This window comes from Streptococcus oralis (assembly GCF_023109195.1).
In the GTDB taxonomy this organism is placed as follows: Bacteria; Bacillota; Bacilli; order Lactobacillales; family Streptococcaceae; genus Streptococcus; species Streptococcus oralis_BV.
Window position 1 is genome coordinate 563,397 of record NZ_JALDUB010000001.1, and the last position, 20,411, is coordinate 583,807.

21 protein-coding genes and 1 pseudogene are annotated in these 20,411 nt (G+C 38.4%); all 22 read right to left on the minus strand.

The window, feature by feature from the left end; genetic code table 11:
* Positions 1–9 precede the first annotated feature (9 nt).
* The 22 genes and pseudogenes from aguA to gtfA all read right to left on the minus strand — a co-directional run bounded on the left by aguA (position 10) and on the right by gtfA (position 20,403).
* Positions 10–1,095 carry an agmatine deiminase gene (gene aguA / locus M1F65_RS02730; RefSeq protein WP_000573460.1) on the minus strand — a complete coding sequence of 362 codons (1,086 nt, stop codon included), beginning with the start codon at positions 1,093–1,095 and terminating at the stop codon, positions 10–12.
* A complete protein-coding gene (nspC, locus tag M1F65_RS02735; RefSeq protein WP_247925432.1) occupies positions 1,092–2,219 on the minus strand; it encodes a carboxynorspermidine decarboxylase in 1,128 nt (375 codons plus the stop codon). Before nspC ends, aguA begins: the two co-directional genes overlap by 4 nt.
* Complete coding sequence (locus M1F65_RS02740; RefSeq protein WP_000088791.1) at positions 2,219–3,478, minus strand: saccharopine dehydrogenase family protein; 1,260 nt, start codon at positions 3,476–3,478, stop codon at positions 2,219–2,221. Before M1F65_RS02740 ends, nspC begins: the two co-directional genes overlap by 1 nt.
* A complete protein-coding gene (gene speE / locus M1F65_RS02745; protein WP_000366710.1) occupies positions 3,475–4,335 on the minus strand; it encodes a polyamine aminopropyltransferase in 861 nt (286 codons plus the stop codon). Before speE ends, M1F65_RS02740 begins: the two co-directional genes overlap by 4 nt.
* A complete protein-coding gene (locus tag M1F65_RS02750; RefSeq protein WP_000732147.1) occupies positions 4,336–5,796 on the minus strand; it encodes an aminotransferase class I/II-fold pyridoxal phosphate-dependent enzyme in 1,461 nt (486 codons plus the stop codon). It abuts the gene before it with no gap.
* A gap of 621 nt (positions 5,797–6,417) precedes the next feature.
* Positions 6,418–6,972, minus strand: coding sequence for a hypothetical protein (locus M1F65_RS02755; RefSeq protein WP_049520315.1), 555 nt, complete (start codon positions 6,970–6,972; stop codon positions 6,418–6,420).
* Positions 6,973–7,150: 178 nt separating this feature from the next.
* The gene (locus M1F65_RS02760; RefSeq protein WP_247925433.1) at positions 7,151–7,654 is read right to left on the minus strand and encodes a YfbM family protein; all 504 of its coding nucleotides are present in this window, start codon (positions 7,652–7,654) and stop codon (positions 7,151–7,153) included.
* 68 nt (positions 7,655–7,722) lie between these two features.
* A complete protein-coding gene (locus tag M1F65_RS02765) occupies positions 7,723–7,905 on the minus strand; it encodes a hypothetical protein (RefSeq protein WP_049520313.1) in 183 nt (60 codons plus the stop codon).
* A gap of 21 nt (positions 7,906–7,926) precedes the next feature.
* On the minus strand, positions 7,927–8,802 hold the full coding sequence (locus M1F65_RS02770) for a DUF4300 family protein (RefSeq protein ID WP_247925435.1): 876 nt from the start codon (positions 8,800–8,802) through the stop codon (positions 7,927–7,929).
* Between the two features lie 156 nt (positions 8,803–8,958).
* Positions 8,959–10,698 carry a glycoside hydrolase family 13 protein gene (locus M1F65_RS02775; protein WP_247925436.1) on the minus strand — a complete coding sequence of 580 codons (1,740 nt, stop codon included), beginning with the start codon at positions 10,696–10,698 and terminating at the stop codon, positions 8,959–8,961.
* Positions 10,699–10,875: 177 nt separating this feature from the next.
* Positions 10,876–11,367, minus strand: coding sequence for a nucleotidyltransferase family protein (locus tag M1F65_RS02780; protein WP_038806093.1), 492 nt, complete (start codon positions 11,365–11,367; stop codon positions 10,876–10,878).
* A 63-nt stretch (positions 11,368–11,430) separates the two neighbouring features.
* Positions 11,431–12,312, minus strand: coding sequence for a diacylglycerol/lipid kinase family protein (locus M1F65_RS02785; RefSeq protein WP_247925437.1), 882 nt, complete (start codon positions 12,310–12,312; stop codon positions 11,431–11,433).
* 135 nt (positions 12,313–12,447) lie between these two features.
* On the minus strand, positions 12,448–13,197 hold the full coding sequence (locus tag M1F65_RS02790) for a hypothetical protein (RefSeq protein ID WP_101800004.1): 750 nt from the start codon (positions 13,195–13,197) through the stop codon (positions 12,448–12,450).
* A 166-nt stretch (positions 13,198–13,363) separates the two neighbouring features.
* On the minus strand, positions 13,364–14,026 hold the full coding sequence (locus tag M1F65_RS02795; RefSeq protein ID WP_247925438.1) for a DUF443 domain-containing protein: 663 nt from the start codon (positions 14,024–14,026) through the stop codon (positions 13,364–13,366).
* Between the two features lie 59 nt (positions 14,027–14,085).
* A complete protein-coding gene (locus M1F65_RS02800) occupies positions 14,086–14,757 on the minus strand; it encodes a hypothetical protein (RefSeq protein ID WP_247925440.1) in 672 nt (223 codons plus the stop codon).
* Between the two features lie 233 nt (positions 14,758–14,990).
* Positions 14,991–15,401 carry a DUF7668 domain-containing protein gene (locus tag M1F65_RS02805; RefSeq protein ID WP_247925442.1) on the minus strand — a complete coding sequence of 137 codons (411 nt, stop codon included), beginning with the start codon at positions 15,399–15,401 and terminating at the stop codon, positions 14,991–14,993.
* Positions 15,402–15,430: 29 nt separating this feature from the next.
* Positions 15,431–16,285: an ADP-ribosylglycohydrolase family protein gene (locus M1F65_RS02810; protein ID WP_000900003.1), complete on the minus strand. Its 855-nt coding sequence runs from the start codon at positions 16,283–16,285 to the stop codon at positions 15,431–15,433.
* A gap of 39 nt (positions 16,286–16,324) precedes the next feature.
* Positions 16,325–16,942, minus strand: a complete 618-nt coding sequence (locus tag M1F65_RS02815; RefSeq protein WP_000573126.1) for an SAP domain-containing protein — start codon at positions 16,940–16,942, stop codon at positions 16,325–16,327.
* Between the two features lie 87 nt (positions 16,943–17,029).
* A complete protein-coding gene (locus M1F65_RS02820) occupies positions 17,030–17,158 on the minus strand; it encodes a hypothetical protein (protein WP_000900024.1) in 129 nt (42 codons plus the stop codon).
* Between the two features lie 11 nt (positions 17,159–17,169).
* Positions 17,170–17,976, minus strand: a complete 807-nt coding sequence (locus M1F65_RS02825) for an alpha/beta hydrolase (RefSeq protein ID WP_247925444.1) — start codon at positions 17,974–17,976, stop codon at positions 17,170–17,172.
* A gap of 154 nt (positions 17,977–18,130) precedes the next feature.
* A complete protein-coding gene (locus M1F65_RS02830) occupies positions 18,131–18,874 on the minus strand; it encodes a CPBP family intramembrane glutamic endopeptidase (protein WP_038806089.1) in 744 nt (247 codons plus the stop codon).
* 262 nt (positions 18,875–19,136) lie between these two features.
* Positions 19,137–20,403, minus strand: a pseudogene (gene gtfA / locus M1F65_RS02835) (sucrose phosphorylase).
* Between the last annotated feature and the right edge of the window lie 8 nt (positions 20,404–20,411).

Consider the following 20,411-nt stretch of genomic DNA (forward strand, 5'->3'; position numbering starts at 1 on the left):
CTTTTTCTCCTATTCTGGGATTTGTTGGGTGATACAGTGGATATTGCCACCACCTAAAAGAATATCTCTAGCTGGTATTCCTACGACTTTACGGTCTGGGAAACACTTGCTGAGGATATCTAGGGCAACTTGGTCGTTTTTATCTTGAAATTGGGGAACAAGGACAGCCTTGTTGGCAATATAGAAATTGACATAGGAAGCTGCAAGACGTTCACCTGCATAACGCTCTTCTTCCCCTTCTTCATAGGTATAGCCTGGTAAATCTTCTTCGGTTACAACTTGATGAAGCGCTGGGATTGGCAATTTATGAATGGTGAAGTGACGCCCTTTTGCATCTGTTTCTTGCTCTAAGAGTTCTAAATCAGCTACTGACATGGCATACTGGGGATCGTTTTGATCATCTGTCCAAGCTAAGACAAGTTCCGCAGGACCAACGAAGGCAGCAACATTGTCAACGTGTTCATTGGTTTCGTCCTGATAAATACCATAAGGCAGCCAGATAACTTTTTCAGCGCCAAGGCTCTCTAATAAGGTGTTTTCAATTTGCTCTTTAGACAGGTGGGGATTGCGTCCAGGACTGAGTAAGCAACTTTCAGTCACAAGAATGGTCCCTTGACCATCGCTATGGATTGCGCCTCCTTCTAGGACAAAAGGTTTGGCATCGTAAACAGGAATTTCCAATGACTCAGAAAAACGACTGGCTACTTGGTCATCATCTTCATAATCTTGATAAAGACCGTCCACAGCCCCACCCCAGGCATTAAAAGACCAATCGACTGCCAATTTTTCTCTTTTATCATTGACGAGAATGGTCGGACCTGTATCACGCGCCCAGGCATCATTTGTCGGGATATCTAAATAAACAACCTTGTCTCCTAGATAGGACTGGGCTTCATATAGATAATCCTGCTCCACCAAAAGGTAAACCCTTTCCCCTTCTGCTATAGTCTTAATAATCTGGCTAAATGCTTTTTTGGCAGCCTTTCCTTGAAAGGGCCATGAACCTGGTCGAGTCGGCCAGATCATGAGGGTGCCATGATGGGGTTCGTACTCTGCTGGCATACGATAGCCTGCTTTTTTCGGAGTTTCTATCATGATAATCTCCCTTTAAAGTCTTGATAGCCAAAGGCTTTGACTAAGCTGCAGTCTCCCTGCTCGTCCATAAGATAGAGACTTGGCAAGCCAATACCATTAAAGGTATTATTTTTGACAAAGGAGTAGATTGCCATGTCTTCAAAGTAAAGTCTATCACCGATTTGGACTGGATTTTCAAAACTATAATCACCAATCACATCACCCGTCAGACAGGTATTGGAAGAAAGTCTATAGGTATGGGCTTTTTCCTGCGGTTCAAATCCATTTCTCAGAGGTGGACGATAGGGCATTTCAAGTACATCTGGCATATGGCAGGTCGCGGAGGCATCTAAAATCAAAATATCCATACCGTTTTCGACAATGTCCAATACTTCAGTTGCTAGATAACCCGCATTGAGCGCAATAGCTTCACCCGGCTCGATATAGACTTCAAGATTGTAAGTTTCTCGGATACGCTTGATTTCTGAAATCAGCAAATCCACATCGTAGTCTTCTCTGGTGATGTGGTGTCCACCACCCATATTGAGCCATTTAACTTGATACAAATAGGGTCCAAACTGCGCTTCGACTGCTTTCAAAGTTGTCTCTAAATCATCCGCCCCCTGCTCGCAAAGGGTGTGAAAATGAAGACCATCTACTAAGTCCAGCAAATCACTCGGTATCTTATCAAGAGTAACTCCAAACCGAGATCCCGGAGCACAAGGGTCATAGAGCGCGTGATTTCCTTGAGTTGAACACTGTGGGTTGAGGCGCAAACCGACACTAATACCAGCCTCTCGGCAACGAGGACCGTGTTTGCGCAACTGTCTCTCTGAGTTGAAGACGATATGATCCGTTATCTCCAGCAATTCCTCCAAGTCTGCATCCTTGAAAGCAGGTGCAAATACATGGACTTCCCCCGGAAACTCTTCTCTAGCTAGCTTAGCCTCATAGAGACCACTAGCCGTCGTACCTGACAGATACTGACTAATCAAGGGATAGGTTTTGTAGAGGGAATAAGCCTTCTGAGCAAGTAAAACCTTGCAGCCCGCTTCTTCCTGAACTTGCTGTAAAATCCGGCAATTTTCCTCTAGTTTGGCTAAGTCAATGACGTAGGCTGGTGTTGGTACTTGTTCTAACTTCATTAGTCCACCATTTGCGGATTTTCAACCACAACCCAAGGCAAGCCATACTCATTCAAAGCTTCCATAAATGGATCTGGATCCAATTCTTCAAGGTTGTAAACTCCAGGTTGTTTCCAAGTACCGTTCATAACCAATTTTGTCCCAATCATAGCGGGAACACCTGTCGTGTAAGAAATTGCTTGTGAACCAACTTCTGCGTAACATTCCTGATGGTCGCAAACATTGTAGATATAGATAGTCTTCTCAACACCGTCTTTGACACCTGTAAAGATACAACCGATATTGGTTTTTCCAACTGTACGTGGGCCAAGGCTAGCTGGATCAGGAAGCAAGGCTTTTAAGAATTGAATCGGCACAATGTCTTGTCCATTAAAGTTAATAGCATCCGTACGAAGGAGACCAACGTTTTCCAAGCATTTCATGTGAGTTAGATAAGATTGGCCAAAAGTCATAAAGAAACGAATGCGTTTAACACCTGGAATGTTTTTGGCAAGTGATTCGATTTCTTCATGGTGAAGGAGATACATATCTTTTTGTCCAACTTGAGGGAAATCATACTCACGCTTGATAGACATGGCTTCGACTTCGACCCATTTTCCATCTTCCCAGTAAGAACCTGGCGCAGAAACCTCGCGGAGATTGATTTCTGGGTTAAAGTTTGTTGCAAATGGATAACCGTGGTCACCACCATTACAGTCTAAAATGTCGATATAGTGGATTTCATCAAAATAGTGTTTGAGAGCATAGGCTGAAAAGACACTAGTCACACCTGGGTCAAAACCAGATCCAAGAAGAGCTGTTAAGCCTGCTTCTTTAAATTTCTCCTGATAAGCCCACTGCCACGAGTAGTCAAAGTAGGCTGTAAAACCAAGTTCCTTACAACGTTTCTCATAGATAGCACGCCATTCAGGGTCTTCCGTATCCTCAGCCTCATAGTTAGCTGTGTCGATATAGTGGACTCCAGTTGCTAAACAAGCGTCCATAATTGTTAAATCTTGGTATGGTAGAGCTACGTTCAAAACAGCTTCTGGTTTGTAGCTTTCAATCAAGGCAATGACTTCTTCTACCTTATCAGCATCAAGACCAGCTGTTTCAATCTTTGTACTTGTTTTCCCTTCTAATTTAGCCTTCAAGTCATCGCATTTTGACTTGGTACGGCTAGCAATCATAATCTCTGTAAATGTTTCGCTATCTTGGCAAATCTTTGAAATAGCAACTTGGGCAACGCCCCCACATCCGATAACTAATAAACGACTCATTTTTTTCCTTCCTCTTCTTCTAAAATGTCTTCTACATACTTGGGCAACATAAAGGCTCCCACGTGTAAGTTTGCAGTATAGTATTCTGTGAAAAGCTGGCGTTTTTTCCAGCCTTCCTTGTCAAAATCTTTGATAGGGTGGTATTTTTTCGATGCAAATCCAAATAGCCAATAGCCAGCTGGACTGGTTGGGATATGGGCCTGATAGACTCGGCTGATTGGAAAGGCTTGATTAACCTTGCGGTGCATGCTTCGGCAAGCTGACTCATCTTCGTCAAAAAAAGGACTACCATGCTGGTAAATCATGATACCATCTTCTTTCAAAGCTCTGTAGCTGTTCCCGTAAAATTCCTTGGTAAAAAGCCCTTCCGTATGCCCAAATGGATCTGTCGCATCGTTGATAATGATATCGTAATCATCCTCACAGTTTCGTAAAAAACGAAGCCCATTTTGGTAGTAAATGGTAACACGAGGATCATCTAGCCCTGCAGCAAAGTCTGGGAAATACTCACGACAGACTTCAACCAACATCTCATCCGGTTCCACAATATCGATTTGTTCCAGTTCAGGATAGAGTGTTAATACTTGGGCAACACCCCCGTCACCACCCCCAATAACCAATACTTTCTTTGGATTTGGATGGACAGCCATGGGTACGTGGACGGTCATTTCATTGTAAACAAAATCATCTGCATCTGAAAACAAGACATGGCCATTTAAGATCAATATCTTTCCAAAAGCTGGTGTATCTAATACCTCAATATCCTGCCACTCACTTTTTCCAGCATAGAGTTGCTTGGCTGTTCTCAGGGACAGTTTCACATCTGGAGTATGAACTTCAGAAAACCATAAATCCATCTAGTTCTCCTTTCTCTCAATGATGTTGATGTGATTGACTTCTGGATCTTCCGTCCCTTGGAGGGAGCAACCACGTTCCTTGGCGAATTGTATATAATCCACAATCTCTCGTGTAATCCGTTCACCTGGTGCTAGGATTGGTATCCCTGGAGGATAGCACATGACAAATTCCCCACAGACTTGTCCAACAGAATCATCCAAGGTTAAACTTTTTCTTTCTGAATAGAAGGCTTCTTGTGGAGACAGCACCAACTCGGGCTGGATATATTCTCCAGCAATCAAGTCCTTCCCATCTCGAGAATAGAGTCTCTTAATATCAGCCAAAGCACCGACTAAGCGCTCGATGTCTTGGATGCGGTCGCCAATGGAAATATAAGCTAAGATATTGCCAATATCACCAAACTCGATCTGAATGTCATATTCATCCCGTAAGAGATCATAAACTTCAATCCCTGTTAAACCAATCCCCTGAGTGTAGACTGATAACTTAGTCACGTCAAAATCACAAACCGAGACACCGTCTATTAACTCTTTTGAGTAGGCGTAGTAGCCACCGATGGCATTGATTTCACGACGAGCATACTCAGATAACTCAATAACTTTCTCAAAGGACTCTTTACCACGAAGGGCTAGGTTTCTACGAGAAACATCGAGACTTGCCATCAGCAGGTAAGATGCTGATGTAGACTGGGTCAGGTTGATAATCTGACGAACGTATTCAGGATTCATCTGCTCCCCGATAAGTAAAATGGAGCTTTGGGTCAGACTCCCACCAGACTTATGCATAGAGACCGCCGCCATATCAGCACCTGCATCCATAGCAGAAATTGGAAGTTTATCTGTAAAATGCAAATGCGCACCATGAGCTTCATCCACTAAAACTAGCATGCCCACTTCGTGAGCCATCTCTGTTAATCCTCTCAGATCCGAACAAATCCCATAGTAAGTAGGATTGTTGATTAGGATAGCTTTAGCATCTGGATGCTCCTTAATTGCCTGGGCAACACGGTCATTTTCAAGTCCTAATGCGATGCCGATTTTGGGATCTACACTCATCTCGATATAGATGGGAATGGCACCACATAGAACCAACGCATTGATAGCAGATTTGTGGACATTTCGTGGAAGAATAATCTTATCTCCCGCCTTGCAGGTGGAAAGAATCATGGTTTGAACTGATGAGGTTGTACCTCCAATCATGAGAAAGGCATGGGCTGCACCAAAAGCATCCGCAGCTAATTCCTCCGCATCCCGAATAATCGAAATGGGATGACCAAGATTATCCAAGGGTTTCATAGAATTGACATCAATGCCAACACATTTTTCTCCTAACAGTTCGACAAGTTCTGGATTTCCTCGTCCACGCTTGTGACCTGGCACATCAAAGGGGACAATTCTTTTCTTGCGTAGCTTGACCAAGGCCTCATAAATTGGGGCTTGGTTTTGATCTAACTTCTTCAAGACATACTCCTTTACCATATTTTTAGCACCTCAAGAAGATAAAGGTGACTAAAGGTTGACTTATGAAAAAAGAGCAGGTTTTCACCTGCTCAGCAATCTTCTGACGTGTGTATTTTGGTTTCTGTTGAGTATGTCTGTTCCTGATGTTTCCTAACTCTCTAGTAGCAAATATTACGTACTTTATTGATCGTTTCACAAGATGACGTGTGCTTTCACCACACTAAAATTTATGAATTAGGACAAGCGTCCTAACATCAACTTATAAAAGTAGGCTTTTAACCCTATCAATAATGTGGCTTTTCAACCACGCTTCGGCATTCAACCCTGCCTGTCCGTAGGCATTTTTTACTCGGGTTTATATTTGCTAGAAAACATCTTCTCATTTTCTAAGCCTTATAACTATATCATGTTTATAAGAGCTTGTAAAGCATTTTGTGAAACTTTTTTAAATAATTTTGTTTTTTGTTCGTGGAATATTATTCAATGACAAAAAGAAATCGCTTTAAAACGTCAAAGAAGTAAGAAAAAAGAAACTACAACCATTAGATATTTTAATAATCTTAAAGTATGACTTGATATTGAAAATCAATTCTTTTCATCAGATTTTATACATATTTCCAGCTAGGAAGTAAGAATCAACTGCTCCAATTCTACTTCTGAAAGCTGTCCTTGTTTGTAAAGTTTTCTAAGTAAGTCCTCATCTACGGTAATTGAATAATAGTACTCTACAAACTCATGAAATTTCTCAAAACTGTCAAAGAAATAGGATAATAACCATTCGCCACCGTCCTGATCTTGGTAGCTATTTTGATGCTCTTGACCGTCATACCAGATAAAGAAGGTTGTTTCTTCTTTTTGCTCTTCTGAGTATAGGATTTGATACTTTTCATCCAGTCCTTTATAAAATCCGTCTATGATATCTTGATTCCACTCATCCGCAGCAAATTGACTCAAACTGCTTTCATGATCAAAGCCCTTTATAAGGATCATTTTATCGGTAAAGATCACATCTAGAGAATCACCAGAACCGTTGTCGATAAGGTAACGGACCCCATAGCTCTCCTCTGTCTTACTGATCAATCGAAGCCAGGGCTTGTTTGGATCTGTTCGATACTCAACAATGACAAGCAAGGCATCTAAACGCGTCTTTGCATTTTCCCATTCAATTTTTTCCATCTCTTTAGTCCTCCATCTTAAAGTTTAAAATCTATTATGGTTACAAATTCTATAACCAATTTCTATCTATTCCGTCCAACTATCCTGTGGAATATTTTCTTCACCAGACAAATCATCAGGTGTACGATTTTCTAGATGTACATTCATCACGCACCTGACTAGCAGTTTGTAAGAGTAGTTAACAAATAGTCACTAAGACATTTCCTTTGAGAGTTAAGATTTTCTTATAAAAGTCCTTCATTTTTACAAAACAGGTTCGAATATCATCCTTGATTTCTTCTTCATCAAGATAATCCCAAATATCGGGATACAAATCTGCCTTCTTGCACGCTTCCATGCTAAAGTTAGCTAGAGCCCTATCCATGTCAAAATTCTCTAAAGCTTGGACAATTTCAGTTATCTTTGAGTGTTCAGTATAGGCTATATACTCCGATACATTTTCTAAAGGAGTCACTCCCAAGACAGCTTCTCTCAAGGGGTCGTCATCCATAAATTCTGAACTATTAAAACCTGTCATAACAAAGAGCAAGGCATCCCACATTTTGTCAATATCTATCAACGTATCATTTCCCTCAGGATAATCCTCTACCAAGTCAAGCAATTCCTCTTCCTGACGAGAATACCGCTTTATTTGGCTTAATTCATTGTCAGACAGATATTGATAATTAGCAATCATTCCCATAATGTTTCCTCCTATTGGTCCCCTTTCTTGAAAAAGGCAAGAAATCTACTGTTTTTGGACACTCCTCCTTATTTCTCATTCTCATCCTCTGTCACCACCCAAACTTCTGACTGATATCCTTCACCGTCAATATCATAGCGCTGCATATAGCCAATAAATCTTTCCTTTTTATTTGACTTACGAGGCTTGAGAATGTTTACAGCCCAGAATCCGATAAGAATAATAACTAAAAGCGCTATTACAGTCTCCATATTGCTTCTCCTTTGCCTATCTTAATATCCTTCAACCCATTTTTCATTGTCCATGATGAAAGGCTTAGCAAGTCCATCACCTGTATAATCCGCATACTTTGTAGCTAAATACTTGTAACAATCCTCTTTACTCGCAAACTTAATAGCTTGATAGGGCTCTTCAAAAGTCAGTTTCTCTACAAATAAGAAACACTCCTCAGCTGGCACTAAAACACCAACATGCCCGACAAAAAGATACTCTCCATCCAAATTGTCATGCAATACAACAGACAACATTCGAGCTTTATCATGGAATTGAAACTGAGAGAAGAATTTCTCCATCTTCTGCGCGTGAACTTTTACATCCGTCGTTGCTTCCGTCTCCACTCTAGAAAATAGAATATCAAACTCTTCCTTATCTTTCGCATCAAATACTTTTCCCTTATCGATAGCATCGTTATCCACAAAAAGTAGCTGATCATTCTTTTCAAGTTTTGGGATCGTGACTGAATTTTTCAAGAGCGCATAGCTATTGATACGGCAGTTGGTTCCGACAAAGTCACCCTTTTTTTGATTCCAGAGACTGCTGATTTTCTCTACGTCGTATTCTGTCTTCGTAAAGGAGGCAAAATCACCACTTAAGCCAGTAGAGCCGACTGTCGCATTATAGGCGGTGACAAGATTGAAAAATGCATCAACACTATTTGGGTCCAAGTGAGCTGATAAGAGAGATTTGACCTCTTCGGTACTGACTTGACCGTTTAGATTGGAATATGAAGCCGTCCAAGGAACTTTATCTGAACTGGTCTGTGTCTGATTTGCAGCTTCAGTGCTCGTATTATTTTGCTGACAAGCAGCCAAGCCAAGAAATAAGGGCAAACACAGTCCCAAGGCTACTACTTTTCTCGTTCGTTTCATGCAATTCTCCTTCTAGACTACAAGTCTCTTTTTCATTTTAAACACCATTCACTAATCATTCAGCTAGTAATCGTTGACTTAGCTATATTATACTACATCAGTCAAAAAAAGACTGCACGAATCACCCATTCATTACAGTCTTTTTAATCCTATTTTTTATTGAATGACGAAACCTTTAGGCAATATCACCAGTTGCTGCTCCAATTCTTGGCAATGGCTGGCTAGCACTACAGACTCACTATCTACTAGATAGTTTTCAGATGATTGGTTAAAAATAGCTTGGATTTTTTGTCCATCATTATTCCATTCTATAGAAAGCACATCCGGCTTGATTTCTTGCAGTCTATAAGTTCCATGTTGGATAATGCCTGAAACATCCTTACGAAGTTGAATCAATTTCTTCATAAAATTCAACATCTCATTGCTATCGGAAACACGTTCCCAAGGCATGACACGACGGCAATCTGGATCTGGTCCGCCACCTAACTCCAACTCAGTTCCATAGTAGAAACACGGTGTCCCCCTTTGTAGAAAGAGGCAAGCAAGGGAAGACTTAACGAGTTGGACATCTCCCTTGGCAGTAGCCAAAATGCGCTCCGTATCGTGCGAATCCAAAAGATTGAACATCACTTCCGAAATCTGTTGTCTATAGTACATAGACTGGCTTTTGATCTCATTGATGAATTGAGGTGACTTCTTAACCCCACGCAAGAAATAATCCTTAATGCTGTCGGAGAGAGGATAGTTCATGACTGCGTGGAATTCATCGCCATTTAGCCAGGGCTGGGAAGTGTGCCAGACCTCTCCAAGAATATAAAGGTCAGGCTTTTTAGCCAAGACAGCCTTATGGAAATCTCGCCAAAATTGATGGTCTACTTCATTTGCCACATCCAATCGCCAAGCATCGATATCAAACTCTTCAATCCAGTAGGTCGCAACGCTTAGCAAATAGTCTCTCACTTGAGGATTGGCCGTATTGAGCTTGGGCATATAGCTGGCAAAAGCGAAGGTATGATAAGGGAGTTTTCTTGGATTTCCAAGCTTATCTTTGGTCACAGGAAATTCTTGAACATGGAACCAGTCTTTGTAAACAGAATCTTCACCATGCTTGAGGACATCTTGCCACTGCGGAGACTGATCCCCGATATGATTGAAAACAGCGTCCAGCATGATTTTCATCCTTCTCTGATGGGCCTCATCCACCAGTTTACGGAAAGTTCCCTTGTCTCCAAAATGATGGTCAATTTCGAAATAATCCGTCGTATTATACTTGTGATTGCTTGGGGATTCAAAAATCGGACAGAGATAAAGTCCTGTAATCCCCAAATCTTGCAAGTAATCTAGATGGTCAATAATGCCTTGTAAATCACCACCAAAGAAATCGCTTGTCTTTGGTTTGATAGAGGAATCCCAAGCTAGCGCACCTTCAGGTGAAATCTCAGGATTGCCGTTAGCAAAGCGTTCTGGGAAAATCTGGTACCATACCGTCTCTGCTACCCAGTCAGGAACATGACAAGCATCAATCTCATGGATATACGGAATTTTGAAGCCGTTTCCTTCATAATGAAGGTTTTCTAGCATGTTTGCAACACATCCCTTATCGCCATACAAAATACTCTGACCTAGCTTATCTTTGAGTTCAAAAAGATACTGTAGTCGAGCATAGCCCACTGAAACTTCTGCTTGCCAGTAATCAAATAAGGCATCAGAAGTTACTTTGATCATCGCCTTACTTGCTTCATAATGGTTCTCTAAAAAGATAAAAGTATCTCCATAATGCAAATGGATGCTTTCAATATCATCTTTCTTAGTCCGGATACGAATGTGCATTATCTTATCCTTATAAAGATAAGCATACTCCGACTCTGGTCTATGGTAAATGGCAGTTAATTCCATTGTATATGTCTCCTAGTTTACTTTGAATCGCTTTACGACGCAAACGTTTTCATGATTGTGATTCTAGTATACTACTTTAAAATTTTATTTTCAAGACTTGTCCGTAGTTTTGAGTGGATTGTTTTTGAGAATAAAAAAGCAGTAAGTCTTAATACCTACTACTTTCAGATTGATGATTTACAAATGTCTTTCCAGCCACTCTATCTTTTTAAAATCTTTATTGTTATTGTGGTCATTTCGATAGGAATCTTGGGAAGAAGCTTTATATATACTGAAATATTGTTCTAAACTTGGAACACGAAACGTGGTGTCCTCGAGATGAATCAACTCTATTTCTGATTCCAAAACTCCTGCAAAATCAGGTAAAGAATCAATACTTCCGAATTCAACGCTCACTCCATCTTTTTGGAATTCGTGCTCGTGAATATCTGCCAAGGAATAGCCTAAGTGGTTCATCACTTTCATTATCTTGTCCCAGTCATAAATCCTGAGATGATCAGGCGCTTCCCAGCCTCTAGGATCTCCAGAGACATGAATGTCAATGTCAGACGGCTGCCATTCTTCATTTGAACGGTATTCAAACCCCAAAGACCCCATGAGCGTCGGAGTGATTCCGACTTGGTTTAAATGTGAACAAATTGTTCGAAATTCATCAAATAGAGAATTCATTTCTCCTCCAATCGTTGATATGAATTCAGTTTTAGCAGTGAAAGACAAACTTGTTTCTACCTTCTACTCTTTCGGTTGTGAAAAGACTTCAACATGCTGGCCCAGTACCTTAATCTCTACAGGTAGATTATCCGACTTATCGCCGTCAACATCTGACTCCAATTCACTATCTGAAGAGATCTTAATATTGCGCGCTCTGATATATTCAATATTATCATTGCCAACAACATCCCCTTTTAGTAAATCAGGAATGACAGATAATTTAGAGAATAGAGAAGCATCTTTTAGAATCAAAATATTGGCGTAGCCATCCTTGTTTTCTTCAAAGATTTTCTTATCAGCGAAGTAATTTGTCAAGAGAACCAAAACATGACTCGCTTCACCATCATAATTTCCATTTTCTGTCTCAACCTTAATGTTAAAGACCTGATCCGTCATGACAGACTTCATGGTATTTACAGCATAGGCTAAAATACCGAATTTTGTCTTGTCCTCGATTTCCACATTGTGAATCGCCTCAGGCAGAGAACCAATACTAAAGATATAACCAAAATAGTTGTCATTTGCTTTACCAATATCAATCTTATTGGTTAAATTAAAATCGAGTTCATCAATCGCGCCATCAATGTCTTGATTGATTTCCAACAGTTTCGTAATGAGGTTACCCGTCCCACCAGGGATAATCCCTAACTTAGGAATGTGGTCTCTCTCAGCAATACCTGAAATGACTTCATTGACAGTCCCGTCTCCACCGAAAACAACCACCGCATCGTACTGCTCACGAGACGCTTCCTCAGCAAAGTGTGTTGCATCCAGTGCTTTTTCGGTAATTTTGGTTTCCACGTGCTCAAAAAAATCTTTGGCTTTATTCTCCAGCTTGACCTTATAATCCAAAGCCTTTTCCCCACCAGAGGTAGGGTTAATAATTAACATTGCTTTTTTCATTGATAATACTCCTTTAATAGTTACAAAAATTCTAGTAACTAATTATATCACTTGAGTTATGTAAACGCCATCTAAATGCTTAAAAAATCGAATCCACTAACTAAAATAGAGACGTTAATCTGTCAAATGAAACACTCAACTTTTTAAAAATTCTTTAGACTTCTGGACGATATAGAGCTGTTCAGCTTCTTGAGCGAGTTTTTTTAACAACTCATTCGCCCTAGTCATATCTCCTTTTAATTTTGAGTTCAAAGCTTGATAGTAAGTGATTTCCAATTGTTGATATTTAAATTCGTTTTCCAATTCTTCAAAGTAATCATTGGATTGATGAGCAATTGTTAAATCGTAAAGCGCAATACTCACGCTTTTTGTTTTCTTAGCTAGAGATGAATCTGATATGGATATTTCGTTTAGTATAAGATTAAGCTGGTCCCTGGTCAGGTCAGGATTTGCAAGAACTGTCGAGCGAATGAGGTAACTCTCTAAAAAATATCTGTATTTCGGCTTCAGTTTTTGATCGGTCAGTGTTTCAGAAGCCTCCTTGATGGCAGCATCGAAATCACCAATCATATAGGAATACCCAACAGATGTTAGTGTCACATCCATTTTGATAATAGCTCTTTTTGCAACTTTCTTCAATTCAATGTATTGCTTCCAAGATGGTAAATCTAAGTCCATATACAGTAACTTAGTAGCACTCCTTACATACCCTCTTCTGATTATTGAGATGGAAAGGAATAAGAGTGCATTTATGAATAAAATACAAAGGGTTTGAATAGTCCTATCTTTCACCATCCAAGCTACAAAAAGAATGAGAAGAACAGCCAAAACAATCACGACTTTTCTATAAAATCCATATTTCTTGCGTATTTCTAGATAATTCATTTTTACTCCTTTTCTAAATTATAAAGTGGCATTACGAGAACAGTCCTGAACCTTAAATGAGTTATTGAGCAACATAAACACTTTCTTCGCTATTACATAATTTTTTCTGATAAAATAGCCCAATGTGACCTGCAAAAGAGGATCATAAAACGACTTTCATCTTAACTTATAACTTCTCGATCTTTTTAAAAACAAGTTCTTGTTTTTCGACACTTTCTCGGAGTGGTGACATGCCTAAAATCACTGTAAAAAATCCCAATAATAGAATACTATTAATAACAAGTAGGGCTCCCTCTGTTCCATTAACAGTATATAGATAAAATGCAAAACATCCAAGAGTCGGAACAAGGATAAAAGGAAGAAGTTTGTAATGTTTTAATTGACGTTTATTTCCAACTGGTTTAAAGGTTATTTGATAGTTTGAAACTTTATTCTCAAGTCTTTTTTGGACGCTATGACGAGCTCTTATGGCAATAAACCAGAAAGCAAGATAAGCTAGGAAAATGAATAAGCCATATAAGCCTATCTTTAAAGGAAGGTTGTGACTAATCCCATTGTTTCTAAAAAAATTTGTCACAAGCCGATAGCCAGATCCCCCTATTGCTGTACCAATTGCAATCCCAATTGATTTACTCATAGTTGGAACTACACTTTCAAAACGCGTATCCCTTTTATCTAACTTTTGCATTTTTGCAGTAATCTCATCAGGAAGAGAACCCCAGAAATAGGCTTTGGGACTAACAGTCGTCAAATCTAGAATATACTTTTCTCCCTCTACCTCTACTATTTTGAAAAATACTTTATTTGTTTCTTTAAATTTTACTTTCATAGTCACCTTTAAATCCTTCTTAGAGTTAAAAAACTCTTTTCAATAACATTCCTAAATCGTCAGCCCCGTTTTTTAATAATAGTTAAACCAATTTTGACAGACTTCTCTTTCGATTTTAACTGTATTGTAATCCCATAATTTGTTTTATCTGAGTAATCTACCCTGATTTGGCATGTTGTTTCCTCTGGTAGATTATATTTGCTTTTCAGTTTCTGAAAGAGTTCAGAGTGAGTGTCTGACTGGTAGATAATTTCATTAAGCTCTGTTGTACCAGTTTTTATCGTTCTTTTTACATTCAAGGAGTCAAAAACATCTCTTTTGACAACTAAGTTAAGAATCTCTTCATCAAATAAAGGGTCTATCTCTGAATCGTAATGCAACTTGCCATTAGAATAACTAACGGGAACCGTTTTTTTGTTTTCTCCGATTTGTATTCTATAGTCACCCTTACCCTCTGCCTTGGTAATGTCTAGGTCAATTTCATATCTTTTGACTTCGTCACCATTTTTTATATAGACGCTGCTTTTATAAACTTCCAGCCCATTAAAATCTTTCTGCTCTTGTTCCAAAAATTTAAATATGGGCTCAAACGTTTTTTCAAATTCGTACTGTTCTTTTGTTCTGTTTTTGGGAATGGTCTCACCACCCAAACTACACCCATTCAGTGAAAATAGTGATATCAGTATGATGATCAAGGCAGAAAGCCATAATAAATGCTTATATTTTTTCATTTATATCTCCCAAAAATGAAGCCTAAAACTATTATAGCATGAACATACTAGAAATAACTTTCTATAACCATTTAGATTCATTCATAAATTTCATTTAAAGAGATTCGACCTATTGATAGGAAAACTTGATAGTTTAAAAGCTTTGACCTTACTCTTATACAAAAAAGACATTCAAGAAAATCTTAAATGCCTGTATAAATAGTGTATCAAGGATATTGCTTGTTAAACTTCCCCTAACCAGGATCGACATTAAGAAATCTTACTGTATAGCCATTATCGGTATATAGAAACTCTACTTGCAACACCATATCTACTAATTCAGAATTTGAAGTCAAATCATAATCAACAGCAAACCCAGTCTGGTCATCATAATCATAAATCTCCAATTGAGAATACTCGTAAGGCGGATTGAAATGACATTCCACACCATACTCATCAATCGTGTCAAAATCATTCAATTCCAATGTCTTTTCAACATAACCAAAGAATTCATTTAAATCATCAATCTCTGATTCGTCGACATAATTCATAATGTCTTCATATTTTTTCAGATGAATAGCGGTTAAGATATTTGAGACAACCTCTATAACTTTTTTCTTTTTATAGTTTTCATCTTTCTTTATATACTTATCAAGTAATCCCATATGCTCCACCTTTCTAATCAGCTACATAATCATTTTTTTGCTATGTAAAGCTCCCATCTCCTAATAACATCCTTTAATGGCTCATCTAGATAGGAATAGGCCTTTTCCTTGATCCAATCAGGAATACCGTATGCTGCCTCAGCTATACTTCCTGTAATTGCTGCCAGTGTATCACTATCGCCACCAAGTGAGATGGCGTTTCTTATCGCATCTTCGAAATCTGTACTTTCCAGAAATGCAATAATGGCCTGAGGAACCGTTTCCTGGCATGTTTCGTTGAAATGGTATCTAGGACGGATTTCATCTAAAGTTTGGGATAAATCATATCCGAATTCCTTCTCTATATAATCCTTGATCCGTCTTTTGCACTCTGTGGGATTATCCTTAATTGGTTGCTCATAATCCCCACAATAACCTCCAAAGAAATATCTACACATAAAGATAGCATCTGTTGTTGCCATAGCGCCTTTGATCCCTTCCGGATGATTATGGGTGACCTCTGCAGAAAGGCGTGCAAGATTTCTAGTTGATGGCGTCATACCAGTTCTCGCACAAAAACCGCAGTCCATGACCCAAGCACATGGAGAAACACGCATAGCAGATCCATTTCCAAAGCTATTATAAGGCTCACGATTGTCACTATTGATCCAACTACTAAACCGAGCACCGTAGCCCGCATCGGGATACAACTTGCCGTATTTCTTCATAGCATCAATAAAGTCATCCTGGTGACCACCATTCATAATAGCCTCAGCAACTGCGCAGGTCATGACAGTATCATCCGTAAAAAAACAATTCTCACGAAATAAAGGAAAATCCTTCGTTTTGATATTGTTCCATTCGTAAACTGAACCTACAATGTCTCCGATAATTGCTCCTAGCATAGATTCCTCCTTGTTAACTATTGGTTTAAACTGATATTTCTACTTCTCATACTCTTTTACTTTATCAGCATATTCGGTCAAAAGATTCTTTGAATAAATTTTTTCATTACTTGAATTTCTAACTTCTTTCCAAAGAATAGAAGCTACTTTTAGTTTATTCGAGTAATTGCGACTATTTTCGTCTGCACAAAAGTCTTTTAAAAATTGATTCCATTGACAAACCGAATGGTCATACTTTGCATAATCTGAATTTCCATAATAAACTTTTAGCATATCTTGGATTGTAAAACTCAAATCGTGTTCCCTTTTTACTTTTCTCCAAGCTGTAGCCATATCAGCAGTAAATTTAAAGGGCGAAACATCTGTTAAAGTTGAGAAATATTCTCTAAAGTATGCATTAAAGGAGAATCCGCACTCAAGTAAGGGCGTATATAAGGTAACGACTTCTACTTGTTTCTTTTTCCTTTTTATTGATGATTTTTTAATCAAAATACCCTTAAAGTACTGCTCAATAATATGATTGAGTTCTCGTTTTGTACCTCTATATTCAAGCCCCAATGACTTGCATATCTGTGAAAGTTCATCACGATACCAATAGTATTTATTAAACTCATCAAAGGATTTGATTGTATCAAACTCAGGTCTGCTCTCTATCAATATTTTACCTCCTTAAAACCAATCTAGTTTTCATCTTAAAATAATTTTTTTGAGGATTAGCTACGTTTCACTAACAAACTCACACATTCAGCGGTTCGGACTTACCGTATTATCCGTGAAAAAACAATCCTCACGTAATAAAGGAAAATCCTTCGTTTTGATATTGTTCCATTCGTAAACTGAACCTACAATATCTCCAATAATTGCCCCTAGCATCCGTTTCCTCCTTATGGCATATCAGATTCGTTACACATTTCTAATGAATCACTCTTTAAAAATGGCACCACCAAATCAATCCACTCATAAGGCAGGTAAACTGATAAATAGCCGTGGTTATAGCCCTTTGCTTCATACAAAATTGTGTTTGAATGTAGCTGATGAAATAATTTCGCTGATTCTTTCACACAGTTCAATTCTTTTTCACCATAGATATACAGAACCTGAGCCTTGCTAGCAGAAATCATATCTTTCAGCTTGTAACATCCCATATAGTTTTTGTAAATGGTCACCAATGTTTTGATAGGCGTCCTTGGCAAATCCTCCAAATAATAATCTTTTATTTCCTCTGGATAAGCCAGTTTAGGATAGAGTTTGTTCATCATGCTTAACTGAAGTTTGCAAGAGAATTTATTGAACATCAGTTTACCAAATAGAGACACTAGAAAGATGCTGATTTTAGCTAACCTTGGTTGAGGAATACAAAGGCTTCCATCTATGATGGCCTTCTCAGCAATTTCACTGTCTAAAGACAAAAGCTCCATGGCAATTTGACCACCAAGTGAAACACCACCGATTGCAAACAATTTCCCACCACAGTTTTCTTTGATATAGTCTAGAATCTCCAAAGCAGAATCTTCAGTAGAAACATAATCAAGTTGATATTCCTCGCCGTGGCCATTCAAAGTGGGTAGAATAATACGGTATTCTTCTGACAAGATTCGTGCTTGACGAAGATAATTCCACCAAGAACTTCCACCACCATGTATCAGTAAAATAGGAGGCAAATTCTTATCACCAAATTCATGGAATTTCATGTTTAAACTCCTTACTGTAGGACTTTCACTAGCTACACCCATGTTTAATCAGCTCGTACAAGCAGTGATGTCTCATCAAATAGAAAAGTCCCTAACATTGAGTATCTAGAATGACCACACGTTACTTTCAATAATGGATATCCTGATCTAAATTTTAAAATGTTGTTTCCTTACTAATTCTATTACTCGCCAATATAGTATAAATCAAATAACCAATAAAAATGATAATAAAAATAAGATTAATTTTTAACACAAAATAGAGATTTAACAAATTTGCGAACGCATGAAATAATAGACAGTACCCCACAGATTTCGTTTGACGATAAAGAAGCCCTAAAACAAAACTTAAAAATAATGTATATATAAAAAATAAAATGAAAGGAAATCCTTGATGACTTTCTCCGACTATAAACCATAAAGGCAGATGCCAAATTCCCCAGATTGAACCTACAATCAAATTAGATTGCCAATAAGTATATTTTTTATCAAGTAATGGCTGTAATATTCCTCTCCATCCTAATTCTTCATGTCCACCACCAAAAAAAATTAGTTGTATAAAGAATAATGGCATCAGATAAATGGATACTCCGTTTAATTCTAAGGAAGATACAGAAAATAGTATCAAAATTGCTAACATATGATAAATGAAATAAATACTACTATTTTCTATCTTATTAAATAAAAAATGTTTAAATTTTATATTATTACTTTTTAAATAAAAGCCACTTGCAATAGCTGGTCCAAGTGCACCAACTATATGTAATATTCTTCCTATAAATGTCTCTAATCCCAAAATATAAGATTGAGTAAAGATGGCAAGAATCCCCCAAGCTATATAAGTAATTCCAAATGTACAATAAAGATAATTTTTTAAATTCTTTTTGTCAATTTCTGTCATTTTATCTTCCTTATTTTGATTATTTTATATGTAATATTTGTTACTGCTTCTTAGTTGCTCTCGATTTATAACTACCTATATTCTATCATAAAAATAGGAGCAGTTTAATTGACTGTTCCTGTTTTTTATTACGAATATTCTCGAACAATTATCGTCACAACAGGATATAATTCATAGTTTACGTTTAAGTACTATTTTGTTACTAACTAGCTAACAAAAAGAGTGAGGAAATCAAACGTTTCCACCACTCGTTTGTATTCTATTATAGATAAATCGATGTTCTTTCACTATCTATTTTCTCTGTAATTTCAAATGATTTATCTTTCAGATTAGCTCTTCATTCTGCCACTGTATTGGCATCGGTATTGGTCTAGCTGATGTGGATAGTATTAGCGTCTTCCATGTCAACAGCAAACTCTCCATCAAATGCTGCGCTGGTATTACGGAATTTGAGCAGATTGAACAAGGACTGCACAACTGGGCGTTGAACTTCTCGCTCAATTTCTTCCAAATCGTAATAGTGACGGTTGATGTTGCAGCCTTCTTTGGTTGATTCGAGCAATTCGATATCATTTTCTCCTGACAACAAGCCAACGTAGTAAATCTGCGGAATACCTGGTGCAAAACATTGAAGCACACGTGCCAAGAGATAGGCTTGGTCATCATTTCCTAAAGATGAATAGTAGGTACAATTTTTCTTATAAATATCCAAATTATTGTAGGCCTCTGAGCTGTAAATCTTTTTGACATTTGCTCCTTGGGCATAGAGGGCTTCTCTTGTCGCCTCTGTTTCAACATCTGTTAGCAAGTCCTTGACATCGACCACTCCGATACTATCGTGCGTGTCTAAGGTTGTAAATTGCTTGCGAGGCAGATTTCCATCCAGTGAACAAGACGTTTGACATTACCTGAATAAAGAGCATGAAAAACCAGCATCGGAAGGGCAAAGTCATAGACATAGTAGTCTTGCTCAGCGATTTTTTGCTGAATGGTGTAATGTTCATGAATTTCTGGAAGAATTTTCACTCCTTTTGGTGCCAATAGCTGACACGGAAAATGAAGCATTTCCCAAATATCTGGCTCAACAAAGAAACAGTTGGTGCCGATTTTCTTATTGGCGTAGACAAAGGCGTCCAAGCGAATAATGGAAGCTCCGTGGTCCGCCAGCTGTTCCAGATTTTCCTGAATAAAGCGACGAGTTGTTTCTCTTGTCACATCGAGGTCGATCTGTTGCTCATCAAAGGTACACCAAACTTTTTCCTCACTACCATCAGCAAACTTGGCAATGCTATAGGGAGCACGTGGCTTCCGTTTGTAAATCAGGTCTACATCTTCCTGAGTCGGCCCACTGTTTGGCCAAAAGTTTTTGTAGTGGATAAACAAATCCGGATAGGCAGACTCATCTTTCTTTTCTAGGAAATCAAGGGAAAAGGCGACTTGGCTGAGATTAAGACCTACTTCAAGTCTTTCAGATTTTTTCCAGGACTGTCTGAATAGATAATTAACATTGCTTGATTTTTTACTTTCATAACTTGCT